The sequence below is a fragment of the Metabacillus rhizosphaerae genome (assembly GCF_037201795.1).
GTDB classification, from domain to species: Bacteria; Bacillota; Bacilli; order Bacillales; family Bacillaceae; genus Metabacillus; species Metabacillus rhizosphaerae.
Window position 1 is genome coordinate 2,526,166 of the sequence record NZ_CP147403.1, and the last position, 17,094, is coordinate 2,543,259.

A 17,094-nucleotide genomic window follows, 5' to 3' on the forward strand; every position below is an offset into this window, starting at 1 on the left:
CCCTTTTTATTTGGAAACTACTGATAAATGTAAATTCTTACTTTGATTATTTAAAAACTGTGTTTGAGTAAGTTTTCTATAAAGTCCATCTTGTGACATAAGCTCTTGATGGTTCCCTTGTTGAACAATTCTCCCTTCATCCATTACAAAAATCAAATCTGCATGTTGAATCGTAGATAAACGATGAGCTATTACAAGTGTAGTCCTATTTTTCATCAGTCGATCCAACGCTATCTTAACCTGAAATTCTGACTCGCTGTCCAACGCAGAAGTCGCTTCATCAAGCAATAGAATTGGTGCATCCTTTAATATTGCCCTGGCAATACTCAACCGCTGCTTTTGTCCACCAGATAATCGAACTCCGCGTTCTCCAATTTCGGTATCATATTGATCAGGGAGAGTTAAGATGAATTCATGAATGTTTGCATGAATCGTAGCATTTATCATTTCTAATTCCGTTATGTCAGGACGAGCTAATAAAAGATTGTCTTTAATCGTTCCACTAAATAAGAAGGTTTCTTGGGCAACGTAGGAAAAAGAACTTCTTAAAGTGGAGGGGGAGAGCTCGTTAATCAACATACCATTCAATAAAACCTGACCGGATTGAGGTTGATATAATCCTTGTATTAAATTAAATAAAGTTGTTTTTCCTGCACCGCTCGGCCCCACAAAGGCAACTATTTTACCAGTTGGAATATCTAAGTTTATTTGTTTAAGTATTTCTGTTTCTGGATCGTAGGAAAAAGTAACATTTTTAAATTTGATTGATTTAGGTTGACTACTATTCTTCGTATAGGTCGGAAAATCTATAACCTCAGGTTCAACATCTAACACCTTTGAAATTCTTTCTACGGCAGAAGCTGAACTTTGGAAGCTTCCCCATAATCCTGCTAGTCCTGTTAATGGATTAATGAGGTGCTGCATTAGGGTGACAAAGGTTAGTAAAGAGCCAACTGTGATTTGTCCGGTTGATACGAAAAAGGCACCAAGACAAAGGCTAATGATATAGGCAATAGATGATATTGCTCCTCCAGCAACATAAAAGGTACCGCGTAGCTTCGCGTTCTTCATCTCTAAATGGAAGAACTCATGATTTTGACTAGCGAATATCTTTGCAAAAAATCCCTCAAGAAGAAACGAACGTATAACTGAGAGACCTTGGAACGTCTCACTTAAGTTGCTATTAATATCCCCAATTTTATTGTAGATTGTTCTACTGTTATTTCTAATTAATATTCCGAATACACCACCAACGACTATTGCAATAGGAATAATTAGAAGACTAAGAACGGATAATTGCCAATTAATTTGGAGCATATAGAAAAAAACAGCCATTGAGATTAATGGCAGCTGGATAAGATAGATGAGATTGCTTCCAATGACGCCATCAATACAATTGATATCATTAGTAAAGTGAGTTAAAAGGTCACCTGAGCGTATTTTTGATCGTTTTTCTGTTGGTAATAACAAGATTTGTTTAAGCACATGTTCCTTTAAATCTCTTTTAATCTTGCTAGTAACATAGGATTGTAAGTAGGTATTGAAATAGGTTACGAATAGGCTAATCGTAATTAGTGATAAAATGATTGGAATAAGTGATTTTAGTTTATTAAATTGACCTTGGACTGCAGCATCTGTGATCGTACCAAAGAACCAAGCAAATCCAATCGTTAGAAAGATTTCTACAAATAAAATAACGATAAGTCCAGAATAAGATTTCCAACTTTTAAGGATATAAGGTCCTAGCAATTGAAAAGTTTTTTGTATACCTTTAAGGTTGAACTCTTTTATTGCTGAACCTATTTTGTGTGCAATCATATTGAAACTCCATATCGCGTCTTAATAGATTCCTTAAATGAAAGGTAGCTTTTTAATACCTTTGAGATGTAAGGAACAGATACAATTATGTAACCCCATAAAATAGCTGATAAATCAGTTAAGTACACTTTCTTTTTTTGTTTATTAATTGTAACTAGTTTGCCAATGATTTGATCTTGACTGATTAGTTCATCTGAACAAAGATTTGTATCACCTTTAAGCTCATATTTAAGTTGACCAATTACTTTTTTTTCTCTTAAAAATCGGTGAGCGATGAGTTGACCTGATGAAGAATGATAGAGTAGGATATCACCTTTTTTTACTGTTTTTTCATTAAACTCAACAAATCGGCAGATGTTTCCCTTTTGAATAAATGGATACATACTTGTTCCATAAGAAGGTAGATCCATCCATCCATATTTTTGCATCGTTCTTATTAGAAGATCGACAGTATCTTTATTAAACTGCATGGTGCACCAATCCATATTCTATGAGTTCTCCTAAAAACTCTTCAATATCTGTTAGTAGAGATTCATTTTGCAAATCGTATTTTTGTAATATTGATTGACTTAGTGAGCCAATTGATTGTGGATGTTCGAGCAGTGTCCAACAAAATCCTCCAAGAGCATTTAATTTTGTAACAGTAAAATTGTCTGTATTCATAATAATCCACTCATTATCAAGATGAACTGTTTCATATTCACTTTTTTTGATATATTGTTTCATTAAGAGATCATCTCCCAAAAGCTGTTGTTTTTTTGAAAGTGGAGGTCATAGACAGGGACCTGATTCACTAACTTATTTAACAAATGAAATATTCTTTTTGTTTCATCAGGACTATTGGTCCAGTAAAACACTTTATCCATGAGCTGTAATAGTCCAGTTGATTTTGATAATTTGATACGTTTATTATTTAACGACTGATGTAGTAGTTGAATGCTTTCTAGAGTATAAGAACAAGATAGATGTTTTCCTTCAAGTTCACTTCTAAATGGAGAGTCAAAAATGTTTATTTCATTAGGAGTGATTTTTATGATGGTTGCTTCATCAGATAAAAGCTCCCTAGGAAAAGACAATTTAGCAGCAGTAGATTTACCAGCACCAGATTGACCTGAAAAGATATGTGCTCCACTATTTTCAAGTACGCATGAAGAGTGTAATAATATCCCCCAATTGTGATGAACGATGAAAGAACTATATAGATTCATCAAGGCGTGTTTTAGCGCTAAATCGTTATGTACAGAAATCGTTGCGTTAGTATAATTTAGGTCGACACTAATTAAGTAATCTGCTCTTTTAAAGGAAATTTGGTCACTTGTTTTATAAGTAGCGACGTAATAATCAACAAAGGGTATTCCAAAACCATCTATAATATGTATAGAGAGATCTGCTTTAGAATTTATTTCTTCTACTAAATTAAAGTTTAGATTAAACAAATGCATTACAGTACAAGAATCACTAGTAAGTAATATTAGATGTTCACCTATTCTTATCTGTTTTTTATACATCCTAATAATGCTCCTTATTAAATAAAGAGGCCAACTTATAATTGACCCCAACAATTATTATAGAAAATTTCAAGTATTAGCCATTCCCTTTCCCATTTCCCTGTCCAGGGGCACCAGCACCACCTGGTGTAGGATTCGGATTGTTCGGTGGCCAATTTACACCATCATTCCCTGTTCCAGGATGGTTTAGATTTCCTCTACCCGGATTCCAACTTTGCGCAGTCTCAAACCGAATCGCCTGATGCTCCAAAACCATCGGACGATTCTCATTAATCTTACCTGTCATGTTCTCACCTCCTCCGTTTACTTCTTTATAAAGAACAAACGGAGTAAAAAAAATCACCAACTATAGTATATTCGTACTATTTTGTTCTCTATAACATTATAAAGCGTATAAGTTAATATGAAAAGGGGAAAGTTTCGACATAGAAATAGGAATTTTGACAATTGACATATTTATAAATAGAAATAGGGTAGGGAGGTGGTATTCAATAAAACGAACAAAACAAAAAGAGCATCATCGGCGATCAAATATCACCAACCATGCCCTCATTTATCATTATCATTCTGTAGCTTCCATTTATTAAATTCCAAAAACTCGCGAAATTGATCTTTGGAGACACCTGATTTCATGGCGTCTTGAACGAGCTTTGTCCATTCGTTGTCAAGTTCCTGTGGGTTTGTTTCACTTTGTTCATCGAGAAGGGTGTTAACGGAAACGCCTAGAACGGATGAAACTTTTTCTAAAAATTGTACAGAAGGATTTGACTGGAGATTGCGTTCAATCGAACTTAGGTAGGATTTTGCAACTCCTGCTCTTTCAGCTAGTTCAGATAAAGATAAATTTTTTTGAGTTCTATATTTTTTAATTCGTGGACCAATCACGTCAAAGATCACCTTCCTTGTTAGCAATAGTATAACATATAAAGAAGGTTTTGTTTTATATGAAGAACATCTTATCAAAAAATTTACAAAGCCCTATTTTATTCATTTTACAGGGCTTCCCTTTTCAACTAAAAATTCTTTTATTTCCTCTACACTAATACCCACTTCAAGTGCCTCTAAAATCATCTCTACCCATTCGCGGTCAAGATGGCTTTCCTTTGTAATACGATCAATGATTTCAATATTCAACTTATACCCTCCTAAAATACTTGCCTGTATTTCAGGCAGTCCAGCCATCATAGTAAGAACGTTAGACCTGTGACTTTGCGTCCCTATTTTTCAATAGGTTTGCCCTTTGACTGAATAATTGTCATTATTTGATATTGGGAATTGATACAAAAGTCCTTTTTATGTATCTATCAATATATCTACTCTTATTATAAAAAGGAATTTAAAGGAAGTGTGCAGAACTATGTCGAGAGATAAAAATTTATCTGAAAATGGTAAATGTAATATTAATGTAATGTTAAATGGGTGTAAATGCCTATTTAACTGGGTTTAAACAAGTATTTTTAGCACATCTTTATTTAAACTTTAAGAAAACTTTAAGAAAAGTTAAAAATATAAAAATTGATTTTTGTCGAATTATAATTCTTTTTTGCAAAAATCATAAAAGGAGACAAAAAACAAGCAATTGTACCTACCAATTGCTTGTTCAACGGTAACCTATTTAAAGATTGCTTGAGGGGTTAAATAAAATATACCGCCATTTTGCACTGATACATTAATTTGTGGTTCATAAAGCTCGCGCAAAGCTTCCTTCTCTAAATGGTAGCAGTCAGGCTTTTCGTCTAAGTCTTCATAAAAGTGATCTAGAAGCTTTAGGTCTTCATTCCATCGTTGCCTTGCAGAGTCTGCCCATGAATGATCTTGTCTGCTAATGCTTTGTTCAATAAACTGTTCAATTCGTTTTAGTCCGCTTTGCGGTTTGATTAGTGGAGTCATATTAAAGCATAGATCAGGTATTTTTGGTGTGAGTTCGAGTTTTTCTAACTTTTCTTGAAAGTTTTCTACCAAGGTTCCACTTACGAGATGCAGACCGATTGAGTGTAGCTGATCTTTTTTCATATCACATTGATAAGATACCATGAAATTGGCGCAAAGCCATGGGTGTAAAGGAATGCTCCCACCTGGAGAGGTGACTTTTTCAAATAAGCGAATGTAGCTCCCTAGACGTGTAGTTGATTGAAAGATTTGATGTAGGCGTGGGGCGCCAAAATGCATGACCTCACCCTTTAGATCACCAGGAGCTTTTTGTTGATCTGTTATTAATGTTAGTTTCATTGGGTTTGGAACTCCATTTGTTTTTTCTAGATAATGCCAATAAAAAGGCCGATTCATTAACTCCTTATCCATGTTGATTGTTAATTGGACGGTCATATAGCCTGGTTCATTATCAATGATGTCACAGGAATTTGCCTTGAAGAAGCTTTCTAAATAGCTATGAATTTTTTCCTGCTGCATGATGTTTCCACCTTTCAAACTAGCATATTAATTAAAAAATATTTTTTGTACTAAGTATTTGTGTCTAGCCACTAAAGGATTAGATATTCCTTTAGTGGCTTATACTTTTCGAAGCTGAAGATTACTATTGATTTCCACTAGCAGCCTTTCTTTGCTCTTGAGAATGCTGAGCATAATCAAGGATTGAGGTTAAGTTTTCCATCTTGATTTTCATTTCGCCGTCACTTTTCGAATTGTACATAATGTCTTGGATGTGCTCTTCGAAATTTTTAATTTCTAATCTTGTTAAAATCTCATCTAGTTCACCAATGACTTTTTCAAACAAATGTATTTTTTCGTATAAAAGCTTTAGGATATGTTCTTCCATTGTGTTTCTTGTTGCCATATTGTAAATATGGACATCATGCTCTTGTCCTAGACGATGGATCCGGCCGATTCGTTGCTCAAGTCTCATTGGATTCCAAGGTAAGTCGTAATTGATGATGTTGTGACAGAATTGAAGATTGATCCCTTCACCGCCAGCTTCTGTTGCAATAAGAACTTGCACTCGATTTTTGAAGAGTTCCTTCATCCAGTCTTTTTTTCCACGTTTAAAGCCGCCACGGAAGGGAACAGAAGTAATGCCGTTTTGCTGTAAAAACCATTGTAGATAAAATTGAGTAGCTCTGTATTCCGTAAAAATGATTACTTTGTCGTTAATGTTTTTAATGAGCTCAACAACCTTTAGAGCCTTTGTATTTTGTGTGACACCATCGATCGCCATCATAATGTCTTTAATTACGTTATTAGGTAGAACGGCTTCTTCTTCCTCTGGGCGATCTAGCATTTTCTTTAATGTCATATAAACAGCTTCGCGACTGCTGCATGCTTCACGTTGAAGTGTCATGATTGAAAATGTATTTGCAGCATATTGAGTGGAAGTTTTTAATGCTGAAATCGTGTCATATAGATGTTGTTCTGTTTCTGAAAAGTCGATTGGCACGGTTTCAACATGGCGTTTTGGCCAATCGATTCCAGTGTCACCACGGCGATTTCGAATCATGACCTTATTTATTAACTCTCGTAAATGTTCATGATCCTCTAATGAACGTTCTTTTGCTGAAAAAACCTCTGTAAAGTATGCCTCATTCCCAAGGTGCCCTGGCTTTAGTAGGGACACGAGGTTGAAAATTTCCTCAACTCTGTTTTGGACAGGTGTTGCAGTTAACAATAAACAATATTTTTTCTTTAAATTTTGGACAAATTCATAGTTTTTGGTTTTATTATTTTTAAGCTTGTGAGCTTCATCAATGATCACAAGATCGTAGGATTGTTCATAGACTATTTCACGGTGTGGGCTGCGTTTTGCTGTATCAATTGAGGATACAACAACATCACATGATTCCCATACATAGCTTTTCTTTTGCTCAACAGCTGGAATGAAAAATTTTTCAGTTAGCTCTCGAGCCCATTGGGAAACAAGTGATGCAGGAACTAAGATTAATACCTTTTTTACAAGACCACGAATCATATATTCTTTTAAAATTAGTCCTGCTTCAATCGTTTTACCTAAACCAACTTCATCGGCTAAAATGGCTTTTCCATTCATTTTTTCTACCACTCTTTGCGCAACCTCTAATTGATGAGGCAGCGGGGTGAAATGTGGAAGGTGATTAGGGGCTTGTAAGCCTTCAAATGAAGGAACAGCTGTATGCTGCTGAACTTCATAGCTGAGTTTAAATAATTCCCAGTTTGACCAAGGTCCATCACTTTCAAGCCTTTCAAAAAATCCTTCCTGCCAGGATGAATCAAAGTTTGTCTTTACATTCATAGTTATGACAGTCCTTTCGTAAACTAAGCTGCATTGAAATGTTCATCATTTAGGTATAAAAGCAGGGTATCTTTATAATAAAGTGTTTTCATTTTCTAAAACACGAACAATAATAGATAAAAAAACTTAATTGTTAAGTAAAAAAGTGATTGCCGAAACGATACCCTCATGGTAGGATGATAATGTAAGAAAGTTCAAAATATGCTTTTCTTTCATTATAGTAAGCATATATGTTTTATCTTTTTTTTAGATGAAAATTCTTGTACTAGGTATAAGCGCTTTGACATCCAGCTCCAGCGCCTAGCGCCTAGTGAACTTCACACTCCTCCTTATGATAAGTCAACATCGAATCGCTATCGCTCTTCGTGTTTCCTTTATCTCATACGGAGTGCTCCAGTTCATACGTCGCTGATCAAGGCGCTTGCGCTTTTGTTTGTTCTAAATGTCGATCATAACTGTTTTACAAAGTATAACCAATTTGAAAACAAAATATGTGCGGATGAGAATAAGGGGAGAGACTATATGTATATAGCGCCGAAGGAGCAAACAACTGTGAATCTCTCAGGCAAAAAGACTCTTATTTGACGCGGCTCTGGAGAGTGTTTGCGCTCATGCAGCAAACTACCAAAGGGGAAAGCCTTATGAGGGCGGATTGTTTTTTACTAGATCTAGTTTAGATCATTAGTTAAAAACACTGCTTATCAATTTTACATAAGGTAAACTTTCAGGTAAAAAGGACAGGGACTTCTACTAATTTTGTAGGAGTTCCATGTCCTTTTTTTGATCCTTTTATTTAAAGGCTCTTTTCTAAAAGATTGTTGTTTTTGAACAAAACTGATTAGGTTGATTGGAACGGATATGCGAGACTCCTGTGGGAGTAGCGAGACAGATGAGACCCCGCAGGCGCTTCGCGCTGAGGAGGCTCATCGCCCGCCCCACGGAAAGCGAGCATCCTCTCGCTGCAATCAACCAACCCAATACTATTTTAAAAGCAACAAAGTTTGGCGGGTCAGCCTATTTAAAAGAAATCTGAGAAGTTACCAAACATAGAGGGGGAGCTTATCCAAATGGCAGAGTTAAAGAGAACACCATTATTTGAAGTGTATAAAAACTACGGTGCAAAAACGATTGATTTTGGTGGTTGGGATTTACCCGTTCAATTTTCTTCTATTAAAGAAGAGCATGAGGCGGTCCGTACAAAGGCTGGTCTGTTTGATGTTTCACATATGGGTGAGGTAGAGGTTCGTGGAGCTGACAGTCTTGCATTTTTACAAAAGATTGCAACAAATGATGTTTCCCTTTTAAAAACTGGTGGTGCTCAATATACGGCAATGTGTTATGAAGATGGCGGAACTGTTGATGATCTCCTAATTTATAAAAAAGCTGACAACGACTATTTACTTGTCATTAATGCATCAAATATCGATAAAGATATCGATTGGCTTACTGCGAATATAAACGGTGATGTAACGATAAAAAACATCTCAAATGAAGTTGCGCTCCTTGCACTTCAAGGGCCAATTGCCCAACAAGTTCTCCAAAAACTAACTGATACAGATTTAACAGAAATTAAATTTTTTAAATTTCAAGATGGTGTAAAGGTAGCAGGTGTTAACAGTTTACTTTCAAGAACTGGATACACTGGTGAGGATGGCTTTGAAATTTATTGTGCTGCAGAAGATGCGATTGTTCTTTGGGAGAAAATTTTAGAAGCTGGAAAAGAAGATGGTGTTTTACCTTGTGGATTAGGTGCACGTGATACTTTGCGTTTTGAAGCCATTCTTCCATTGTATGGGCAAGAGCTTTCAAAGGATATAACACCAATCGAAGCTGGGATTGGCTTTGCTGTTAAACCGAACAAAGAAGCAGATTTCAATGGGAAAGCAGTGTTGAAAAAACAAAAGGAAAATGGACCTGCAAGAAAATTAGTAGGGATTGAATTAATCGATAAAGGAATTCCTCGCCATGGGTATGAGGTATTTGCTAATGGAGAGCAAATTGGTGTTGTCACAACAGGTACTCAATCACCAACATTAAAGAAAAATATTGGATTGGCTTTACTAAAAGCAGAGTTTACTGCGTTAGGAACCGAGGTAGAGGTCCAAATTCGTAAAAAGAGATTAAAAGCTAAAGTTGTCGCTACACCTTTTTATAAGCGACCGAAGAAATAATAACGCTCGTTTCTAAGAGGTTGTTGCTTTTAAACGAAAACTGTTTCAGGTTGATTGGAGAGAAAGTGCGAGACTCCAGCGGGAGTAGCGGGACAGATGAGACTCATACAGGCGCTAACGCCGAGGAGGCTCACCGCCCGCCCCGCGGAAAGCGAGCAACTGGAGCGGAAATCAACCACACCGCAATACTTGGTAAATAGCAACAAAGTTTGGCGAGTCAGCCTATAATAAAAAACATCCAACTACGAGAGGGGATCACAAGCAATGAATCATCGATATTTACCAATGACAGAACAAGATAAGCAGGAAATGCTGCAAGCAATCGGTGTACCATCAGTTGATGAATTGTTTCAAGATATTCCAGAAAGTGTTCGTTTTCAGGGAGAATACAACATAAAAAAAGCGAAATCTGAAACCGAGCTATTAAAGGAGCTTTCCCAATTAGCTGCAAAAAATAAAGATTTACGTAGTCATGCATCATTTTTAGGTGCAGGTGTTTATGATCATTACATGCCTGTCATTGTTGATCATGTGATTTCTCGCTCTGAGTTTTACACAGCTTACACACCTTATCAACCAGAGATTTCTCAAGGTGAACTCCAGGCGATTTTTGAGTTTCAAACGATGATTTGTGAGTTGACTGGAATGGATGTTGCAAACTCTTCTATGTATGATGGTGGAACAGCTTTAGCGGAAGCTGCGATGCTAGCCGCAGGTCAAACGAAAAAGAAGAAAATCCTTGTTTCAAAGGCTGTTAATCCAGAATCTCGTGATGTTATTAAAACGTATGCGAAAGGTCAATACATCGAAGTTGTTGAAGTACCAGTGAAAGACGGTGTAACAGATCTTGAAGCACTTAAACTAGAAATGAATGAAGATGTTGCAGCAGTTCTTGTTCAATATCCTAACTTCTTTGGGTCTATCGAGCCTTTAAAAGAGATTGAGCCGATCGCACATACTGGTAAAAGCATGTTTGTTGTGTCTTCGAATCCATTAGCATTAGGCGCATTAACACCTCCTGGAGCATTAGGTGCTGATATTGTTGCAGGTGATGCGCAACCATTTGGAATTCCAACAGCATTTGGCGGACCACATTGTGGGTATTTTGCTGTAACGAATAAGCTTTTAAGAAAAGTGCCAGGTCGTCTTGTTGGTCAAACAACTGATGAAAATGGGAAACGCGGATTTGTTTTAACCCTACAAGCTCGTGAACAGCATATCCGTCGTGATAAAGCGACATCTAATATTTGCTCAAACCAAGCGTTAAATGCACTTGCAGCGTCTGTTGCAATGACTGCTCTTGGTAAGCAAGGAGTAAAAGAGATGGCGATTCAAAATATCCAAAAAGCAAATTACGCGAAAAATGCGTGTGTAAAAGCAGGACTGAATGTTCCGTTTTCACAACCAATTTTTAATGAATTTGTTGTGAAGCTAACAAAACCTGTTCGTGAAGTGAATAAACAGCTTCTAGAAAAAGGAATAATTGGTGGTTTTGATCTTGGAAGGGTGGCTCCTGAGCTTGAAAACCATATGCTTATCGCAGTTACCGAGCTACGTACAAAAGAAGAGATTGACACACTTGTAAAGGAATTGGGGGATGGCAATGAATAATCAACAGGATCAAGCATTAATTTTTGAACTTAGCAAACAAGGCCGTGTTGGGTATAGCTTACCTGAGCTTGAAGTTGAGGAATTGTCATTAGCAGAACTGATTCCTTCTGATTATATACGAGGTGAAGAGGCAGAGCTTCCAGAGGTTTCTGAATTAGATATTATGAGACATTATACCGCCTTGTCAAAACGTAATCATGGTGTTGACTCTGGGTTTTACCCATTAGGTTCTTGTACGATGAAGTACAATCCAAAAATCAATGAAAATGTAGCACGTATCGCTGGCCTTGCACATCTTCATCCATTACAGGAAGAAGAGACTGTACAAGGTGCGATGGAATTATTATTTGATTTACAGGAGCATTTAAAAGAAATCACAGGTATGGACGAGGTTACCCTACAACCTGCAGCTGGTGCTCATGGGGAATGGACAGGGTTAATGATGATTCGTGCGTATCATGAGGCGAATAACGATTCGAAGCGAACAAAAGTAATCGTACCTGACTCTGCACATGGAACAAATCCAGCATCTGCGACTGTTGCTGGCTTCGAAACAATTACGGTTAAATCTGATGAAAATGGGTTAGTTGATTTAGAGGATTTAAAGCGAGTTGTTGACGAACATACTGCAGCATTAATGCTTACAAACCCGAATACGCTTGGATTATTTGAAGCGCATATTTTAGAAATGGCACAAATTGTCCATGATGCAGGTGGAAAGCTTTATTATGATGGAGCTAACTTAAATGCTGTTTTAAGTAAAGCAAGACCAGGGGACATGGGCTTTGATGTTGTTCACCTTAACCTTCATAAAACATTTACTGGGCCACATGGTGGTGGCGGACCAGGATCAGGTCCGGTTGGAGTGAAGGCAGATCTCATTCCATATTTGCCAAAGCCTGTGCTCGTAAAGAATGAAGAAGGCTATCATTTTGATTATAATCGCCCACAATCAATTGGTCGCGTTAAACCTTACTATGGAAACTTTGGTATTAATGTACGTGCTTATACGTATATTCGTACAATGGGACCTGATGGACTAAAGAATGTAACTGAATTCGCTGTGTTAAATGCAAATTATATGATGCGACGCCTAGCACCATATTATGATTTACCATTTGATCAGCATTGTAAACATGAATTCGTATTATCAGGAAAACGTCAAAAGAAGCTTGGTGTTCGTACGCTAGACATTGCTAAGCGTTTGTTGGACTTTGGCTATCATCCGCCAACCATTTATTTCCCATTAAACGTTGAAGAGTGCATTATGATTGAGCCTACAGAAACAGAATCAAAAGAAACTCTTGATTCCTTCATTGATGCGATGATACAAATTGCGAGAGAAGTAGAAGAAACACCTGAAATCGTGCAAGAAGCACCACATACAACAGTTGTAAAACGTTTAGATGAAACAACTGCTGCTAGAAAACCAATCTTAAGATATCAACGATAAAGTCGAAAAAACTGATTTGCTGTAAGGATTTTTCTTTACAGTAGGTCAGTTTTTTTATGCTTCTTTGCCGAAAAGCAGAGGAAACTTAAAATTCATGACTAGTTTTTAGAACCTTTGTCGATGTGAAGGAATTTCATAGTGCCTTTGAAGAATTACTAGTTTAAGAAAAATACAAAAAGGCTGGTGGATAGATTGGCAACAAAATATATAACAATATCAAAGGCGGCTGCTCTTGTTGGTGAAAAAGCGTTTATTTTAAAAAATTGGGAAGAAGAATTTTCGGAGTTTATTAAAATTGAAAGAGATGAGAAAAACGCAAGACTACTTACTGCTGAAAACATTGAATTATTTCGGAAAATTAAATCGTTGAAAGATAGCCATATGGATGTGCAGACAATTAAGCAGTTATTGCAAAATCAAAATGGAACTGAACCTAAAATGAAATCACAAGTAGATGAAGAAGCAGTTACAGACATTAAAGAATCTCTTTCGAAGATTACTTCATTTATTGAATCAATGGAAGTTCAAGATGTTTTAAAATTAAATGATCGCTTAAAGCAGTTAGAGGAAAACGTTATTCACTCTGTAAATCAACAAATTGCAGAAACGTCAAAGCTGCAAACTGAGGTTGCGCGCATTGAATTTTCTGATGTTCAAGAAATGATTACAGCTTTATCTGATACGTCGGAAATCGAGCGTGAATTATATAAGGAAGAAGTTCGTAGAGAACGTGAGCTTGTCCTGAAACAAACTGATGAACGTGAGGAGCGCTTCTTAGCATTTATTAAGCAGCATCAAAACCGGCAAGAACGTATTAAACATGAACAAAGATCTGGCTTAGCTATGATTAAGCAAATAATGGGCTTTGCAAAATAAAAGAGGATGACTCGGAAAGGGTCTGACCCCACACAACAATACCAATATATAGCACTTTCATTTCCATTAAGGGCTATATATTTGTATTAGTGGGGTCTGACCCTTTGGTTTTGAGTCATCCTCTTTATTCCTCACCAGCTGCAGTTTTTTTCGTTATCTTTATTTTTTTTAGCTTGTTTTCTTCAACTTTTTGAATATCGAAATGTAGGTGATGGTATTCATACGTTTCACCCTCATTTGGAAAACGTCCCAATTCTTTTAGTAGAAATCCGGTAAGAATGTCCTCATCTTCAGGTATTTTCGTTTTGAAAGCCTCGTTTAAGCGTCTCAGCGCTAGTTTACCGTTACAAATAACATGGGAATTTGTTAATTCATCAATCAAAACTTCCTCATCTTCATCTGTTTCATCATTAATATCTTGTCCAATCATGGCTTCGATAATATCTTCATGACTAATGATACCCTTTGTGCCGCCATACTCATCCAAAACAATGGCTAAATGTCTTCTTTTTTTAAGCATTAATTTAAAGACCTTTTCTATTGAATGAAATTCAAAAACAAAGAGAGGGTCATTATCAATAAAGTCTTCTAGTTTTTTAGATGGTTCTAATGACCATGTAAGTAAAGACTTTGAATGTAATACACCAACAATGTGATCCATATTTTCCTTGTAGACTGGGTAGCGGGTATGACTTCCATTTAAAACAATTTCACGTGATTCCTCAAAAGTCGCTTCAGTGGGAATACCTTGAATTTCCGTTCTAGGTGTTTTTAATGCATCTCGGACATCTAGATCATAAAAATCAATAGCACCTTTAATTAATCGAGTTTCCTCATTTTGCAACGTACCCTCGGAAGTAGCGATATTGACCATTGTTATTAATTCTTCTCTAGATATAGAGACAGATACTTTTCCATCTTTCGATAACATTTTTACGACAAGACGTGTGAATCTCGATAATAGAAATGTTAACGGTTTGAAAATGAAAAGGATGACCCTAATGACTGGAAAAACGATGTAGGCGATTTTGTCTGCAAAAGATGCTGCAATCGATTTTGGTAAAACTTCCGCAAAAATAATTAGTACAACTGTTAAGATCCCAGTAGCTAAACCTACATTAAATCCATATTCAATCGCGATAATCGTTACGAGAGTTGGCAACATGATGTTTGCAATGTTATTCCCAATCAGGATGCTTGTAATTAATTCATCTGGTTTAGACACAAGTTTTAGTAGAGCTTGAGACTTTTTATCATTGTTATCTGCTCTCGTTTTTAATTTCATTTTATTGACGGCGGTTAAAGCTGTCTCACTTCCTGATAAGAAAAAAGACATTAGTAGAAAAAATAGTATTGCAATGAACACTTAATACTCCTCCAATATAGATGAAAAAAATTTTGATTAATTGTTCTTTACCTTTTAGACCTCTTTATATCTGAAAAGCGACATTATTACTTTAAAATATTTTTAATTCTGACTATCGTTATGTTAGTAAACCTATTTCTATTCTCAAATCATCCATTTTCCTTTTAGATTTCAAAACTCAAAAAAAGAAGCAGACTTTTTCACAGCTTATGAAAGTCATAAGAATGAATGATTTGCGTCTGCTTCGGGTTTGTTTGTATTTAGTTGTTAAGCTATTTCTTTTTTTTAACTTTTCCTGTCCAGCCTTTAAAGCCGCCTTTTAAACAATGTAAATTACTGTAGCCTTTTCTTTTTAGCATTTGTGCTGCACGGCCACTGCGAACTGTGTTTTGGCAGTAGAAGTAAACGGGTTGGTCTGTACGGATTTCTTTATGACGCTGACGTAATTGTGAAAGTGGAATGTTTCTTGCACCTAAAATATGACCGCCTTCAAATTCGTTAGGCTCACGAACATCAATTAATTGTGCTTTACGATAGCCAGCACGGAATTCTTCTTCTGATAAATGTTTCATAATCTTACGTTGATAGAAAAAAGTAAAAGCAGAGTAACCAATAATCGCTGCTAATAAAATAATAAGTAACCAAGTTGTTGTCAAAGTGCTCGACCCCTTTTATATATGTTATTCTTGTTTGTAAGCTCAAATGAACTCTAATGTAGACCATTCTTATTATATAAGAGCTTGTCTTAAATGTCATTAGATTACATGCAATATTATTTTCAACTCTCTAAAGTTCTGCTAGACTAAAATAGTAAAATTCATATACAAAGAAGGGTTACATATGACGAAAGAAGTTTGGCGATATATTGATTCTGGCAACTGCTCACCATCTTTTAATATGGCTTTGGATGAAGCATTATTAGAATGGCATAGTGAAGGGAAGATTCCCCCTACGATTAGATTTTACGGCTGGGATCCTGCAACACTTTCGATTGGATACTTTCAAAAGGTTGAAAAAGAGATAAATTTAGATGCTGTAAAAAAATATGGACTCGGATTTGTTAGAAGACCTACAGGTGGACGAGGTGTACTACATGACAAAGAGTTAACATACAGTGTTATCGTTTCTGAGGAGCACCCAGAAATGCCAAAGACAGTAACAGAGGCATACCGAGTGATCTCTGAAGGGATTTTAGAAGGTTTTAAAAACCTTGGGCTAGATGCGTATTTTGCAATTCCACGTACTGAAGAGGAAAAGCAAGGGTTGAAATCACCGCGTTCAGCTGTTTGCTTTGATGCTCCTTCTTGGTATGAGCTAGTAGTGGAAGGGCGTAAAGTGGCTGGAAGTGCCCAAACTCGTCAAAAAGGCGTGATTTTGCAGCATGGATCGATTCTGTTAGATCTGGATGAAGATATGTTGTTTGACTTATTTAACTATTCGAATGACAAAGTAAAAGAAAGAATGCAGCGTGCATTCAAAAATAAAGCAGTAGCAACAAATACGCTTCGTGTTGAACCAGTGACGATTAATGAAGCGAAAAAAGCATTTAAAGAAGGTTTTGAAAAAGGCTTAAATATTGAATTAGAACCTTATGATTTAAATAAAGAAGAACTTGAATATGTTGAGAAGATAGCAAAAGAGAAGTATGAAAGTGAAGAATGGAATTTTAAAAGGTAAAGAATACTATTAGATAAGAGGGCGCAATCTTAACGGATGCGTCTTTTTGAATAGAGGAAAAAGAATATAACAGATGCTAAATTTTATTATATCTTCTATAATAGATATTTACTGTATAAGAAGGTCAGACCTGTAGAATTTTGACGAAAAGTAATTTTTTCGACAAAAACATAGGGGAACCTTAATTTATCAGCATTTTACGACAAGATTCATCATGCAAGTGACAAAATCCTTCAAAAAACATCCTTTTTAGTTCGAAAACTTATTCAAACTCAATTTTCCTTTGCTTTTTAATAAGTTATTGATTTGACAAATTGATAGGATGTTGACCTGGAAACTATATGTAGTATTGTATGTAAAAAAACAGACACTATATATTGAATAATGTGGTGGGA

The 17,094-nt window shown here is 36.1% G+C and carries 16 protein-coding genes and 2 riboswitches; of the genes, 5 read left to right on the plus strand and 11 right to left on the minus strand.

Going from position 1 to position 17,094, the window contains the following annotated elements:
* Positions 1 to 6 precede the first annotated feature (6 nt).
* The 9 genes from WCV66_RS12305 to WCV66_RS12345 form a co-directional block, all read right to left on the minus strand.
* A complete protein-coding gene (locus WCV66_RS12305) occupies positions 7 to 1,818 on the minus strand; it encodes an ABC transporter ATP-binding protein (RefSeq protein WP_338789134.1) in 1,812 nt (603 codons plus the stop codon).
* Positions 1,815 to 2,303, minus strand: coding sequence for a signal peptidase I (locus WCV66_RS12310; protein ID WP_338789136.1), 489 nt, complete (start codon positions 2,301 to 2,303; stop codon positions 1,815 to 1,817). The genes WCV66_RS12305 and WCV66_RS12310 overlap by 4 nt, the downstream gene beginning before the upstream one ends.
* Positions 2,278 to 2,544 carry a PqqD family protein gene (locus WCV66_RS12315; protein WP_338789137.1) on the minus strand — a complete coding sequence of 89 codons (267 nt, stop codon included), beginning with the start codon at positions 2,542 to 2,544 and terminating at the stop codon, positions 2,278 to 2,280. The genes WCV66_RS12310 and WCV66_RS12315 overlap by 26 nt, the downstream gene beginning before the upstream one ends.
* Positions 2,544 to 3,326 (minus strand): hypothetical protein, encoded by a 783-nt coding sequence (locus WCV66_RS12320; protein ID WP_338789139.1) that lies wholly within the window; start codon positions 3,324 to 3,326, stop codon positions 2,544 to 2,546. The genes WCV66_RS12315 and WCV66_RS12320 overlap by 1 nt, the downstream gene beginning before the upstream one ends.
* Positions 3,327 to 3,402: 76 nt before the next feature.
* Positions 3,403 to 3,612 carry a hypothetical protein gene (locus WCV66_RS12325; protein ID WP_338789140.1) on the minus strand — a complete coding sequence of 70 codons (210 nt, stop codon included), beginning with the start codon at positions 3,610 to 3,612 and terminating at the stop codon, positions 3,403 to 3,405.
* 263 nt (positions 3,613 to 3,875) lie between these two features.
* Positions 3,876 to 4,211 carry a helix-turn-helix domain-containing protein gene (locus WCV66_RS12330; RefSeq protein WP_066335209.1) on the minus strand — a complete coding sequence of 112 codons (336 nt, stop codon included), beginning with the start codon at positions 4,209 to 4,211 and terminating at the stop codon, positions 3,876 to 3,878.
* 102 nt (positions 4,212 to 4,313) lie between these two features.
* The gene (locus tag WCV66_RS12335; protein WP_232329052.1) at positions 4,314 to 4,460 is read right to left on the minus strand and encodes an anti-repressor SinI family protein; all 147 of its coding nucleotides are present in this window, start codon (positions 4,458 to 4,460) and stop codon (positions 4,314 to 4,316) included.
* 31 nt (positions 4,461 to 4,491) lie between these two features.
* Positions 4,492 to 4,574: riboswitch (cyclic di-GMP riboswitch) on the minus strand.
* Between the two features lie 363 nt (positions 4,575 to 4,937).
* On the minus strand, positions 4,938 to 5,735 hold the full coding sequence (locus WCV66_RS12340; RefSeq protein ID WP_338789141.1) for a YqhG family protein: 798 nt from the start codon (positions 5,733 to 5,735) through the stop codon (positions 4,938 to 4,940).
* 124 nt (positions 5,736 to 5,859) lie between these two features.
* On the minus strand, positions 5,860 to 7,545 hold the full coding sequence (locus WCV66_RS12345) for a DEAD/DEAH box helicase (protein WP_338789142.1): 1,686 nt from the start codon (positions 7,543 to 7,545) through the stop codon (positions 5,860 to 5,862).
* Between the two features lie 499 nt (positions 7,546 to 8,044).
* Positions 8,045 to 8,132, plus strand: a riboswitch (glycine riboswitch).
* A gap of 480 nt (positions 8,133 to 8,612) precedes the next feature.
* Between WCV66_RS12345 and gcvT the strand changes: the two genes are divergently transcribed.
* From gcvT to WCV66_RS12365, 4 genes are all read left to right on the plus strand, one after another.
* On the plus strand, positions 8,613 to 9,716 hold the full coding sequence (gene gcvT, locus WCV66_RS12350; protein ID WP_338789143.1) for a glycine cleavage system aminomethyltransferase GcvT: 1,104 nt from the start codon (positions 8,613 to 8,615) through the stop codon (positions 9,714 to 9,716).
* A gap of 264 nt (positions 9,717 to 9,980) precedes the next feature.
* A complete protein-coding gene (gene gcvPA / locus WCV66_RS12355) occupies positions 9,981 to 11,327 on the plus strand; it encodes an aminomethyl-transferring glycine dehydrogenase subunit GcvPA (RefSeq protein ID WP_338789144.1) in 1,347 nt (448 codons plus the stop codon).
* A complete protein-coding gene (gene gcvPB / locus WCV66_RS12360) occupies positions 11,320 to 12,780 on the plus strand; it encodes an aminomethyl-transferring glycine dehydrogenase subunit GcvPB (RefSeq protein WP_338789145.1) in 1,461 nt (486 codons plus the stop codon). The genes gcvPA and gcvPB overlap by 8 nt, the downstream gene beginning before the upstream one ends.
* 192 nt (positions 12,781 to 12,972) lie before the next feature.
* Positions 12,973 to 13,656 carry a MerR family transcriptional regulator gene (locus tag WCV66_RS12365; RefSeq protein ID WP_185653577.1) on the plus strand — a complete coding sequence of 228 codons (684 nt, stop codon included), beginning with the start codon at positions 12,973 to 12,975 and terminating at the stop codon, positions 13,654 to 13,656.
* A 124-nt stretch (positions 13,657 to 13,780) separates the two neighbouring features.
* Here the strand turns inward: WCV66_RS12365 and WCV66_RS12370 are convergent, their stop codons facing one another.
* The gene (locus WCV66_RS12370; protein WP_338789146.1) at positions 13,781 to 15,022 is read right to left on the minus strand and encodes a CNNM domain-containing protein; all 1,242 of its coding nucleotides are present in this window, start codon (positions 15,020 to 15,022) and stop codon (positions 13,781 to 13,783) included.
* Between the two features lie 272 nt (positions 15,023 to 15,294).
* Entirely contained in the window at positions 15,295 to 15,678 is a 384-nt protein-coding gene (locus tag WCV66_RS12375; RefSeq protein ID WP_066335229.1) for a rhodanese-like domain-containing protein, read from the minus strand.
* A gap of 184 nt (positions 15,679 to 15,862) precedes the next feature.
* Here WCV66_RS12375 and WCV66_RS12380 point away from each other — a divergent pair, with 184 nt between their 5' ends.
* Positions 15,863 to 16,699, plus strand: a complete 837-nt coding sequence (locus WCV66_RS12380; RefSeq protein WP_066335237.1) for a biotin/lipoate A/B protein ligase family protein — start codon at positions 15,863 to 15,865, stop codon at positions 16,697 to 16,699.
* Positions 16,700 to 17,094: the final 395 nt, after the last annotated feature.

Bases quoted from the DNA above. Each gene is read 5' to 3' on its own strand.
- WCV66_RS12315 (WP_338789137.1), bottom strand. From the start codon at position 2,544: ATGAAACAATATATCAAAAAAAGTGAATATGAAACAGTTCATCTTGAT.
- WCV66_RS12320 (WP_338789139.1), bottom strand. From the start codon at position 3,326: ATGTATAAAAAACAGATAAGAATAGGTGAACATCTAATATTACTTACT.
- WCV66_RS12380 (WP_066335237.1), top strand. From the start codon at position 15,863: ATGACGAAAGAAGTTTGGCGATATATTGATTCTGGCAACTGCTCACCA.
- WCV66_RS12310 (WP_338789136.1), bottom strand. From the start codon at position 2,303: ATGGATTGGTGCACCATGCAGTTTAATAAAGATACTGTCGATCTTCTA.
- WCV66_RS12345 (WP_338789142.1), bottom strand. From the start codon at position 7,545: ATGAATGTAAAGACAAACTTTGATTCATCCTGGCAGGAAGGATTTTTT.
- gcvPB (WP_338789145.1), top strand. From the start codon at position 11,320: ATGAATAATCAACAGGATCAAGCATTAATTTTTGAACTTAGCAAACAA.
- gcvPA (WP_338789144.1), top strand. From the start codon at position 9,981: ATGAATCATCGATATTTACCAATGACAGAACAAGATAAGCAGGAAATG.
- WCV66_RS12340 (WP_338789141.1), bottom strand. From the start codon at position 5,735: ATGCAGCAGGAAAAAATTCATAGCTATTTAGAAAGCTTCTTCAAGGCA.
- WCV66_RS12325 (WP_338789140.1), bottom strand. From the start codon at position 3,612: ATGACAGGTAAGATTAATGAGAATCGTCCGATGGTTTTGGAGCATCAG.
- WCV66_RS12305 (WP_338789134.1), bottom strand. From the start codon at position 1,818: ATGATTGCACACAAAATAGGTTCAGCAATAAAAGAGTTCAACCTTAAA.
- gcvT (WP_338789143.1), top strand. From the start codon at position 8,613: ATGGCAGAGTTAAAGAGAACACCATTATTTGAAGTGTATAAAAACTAC.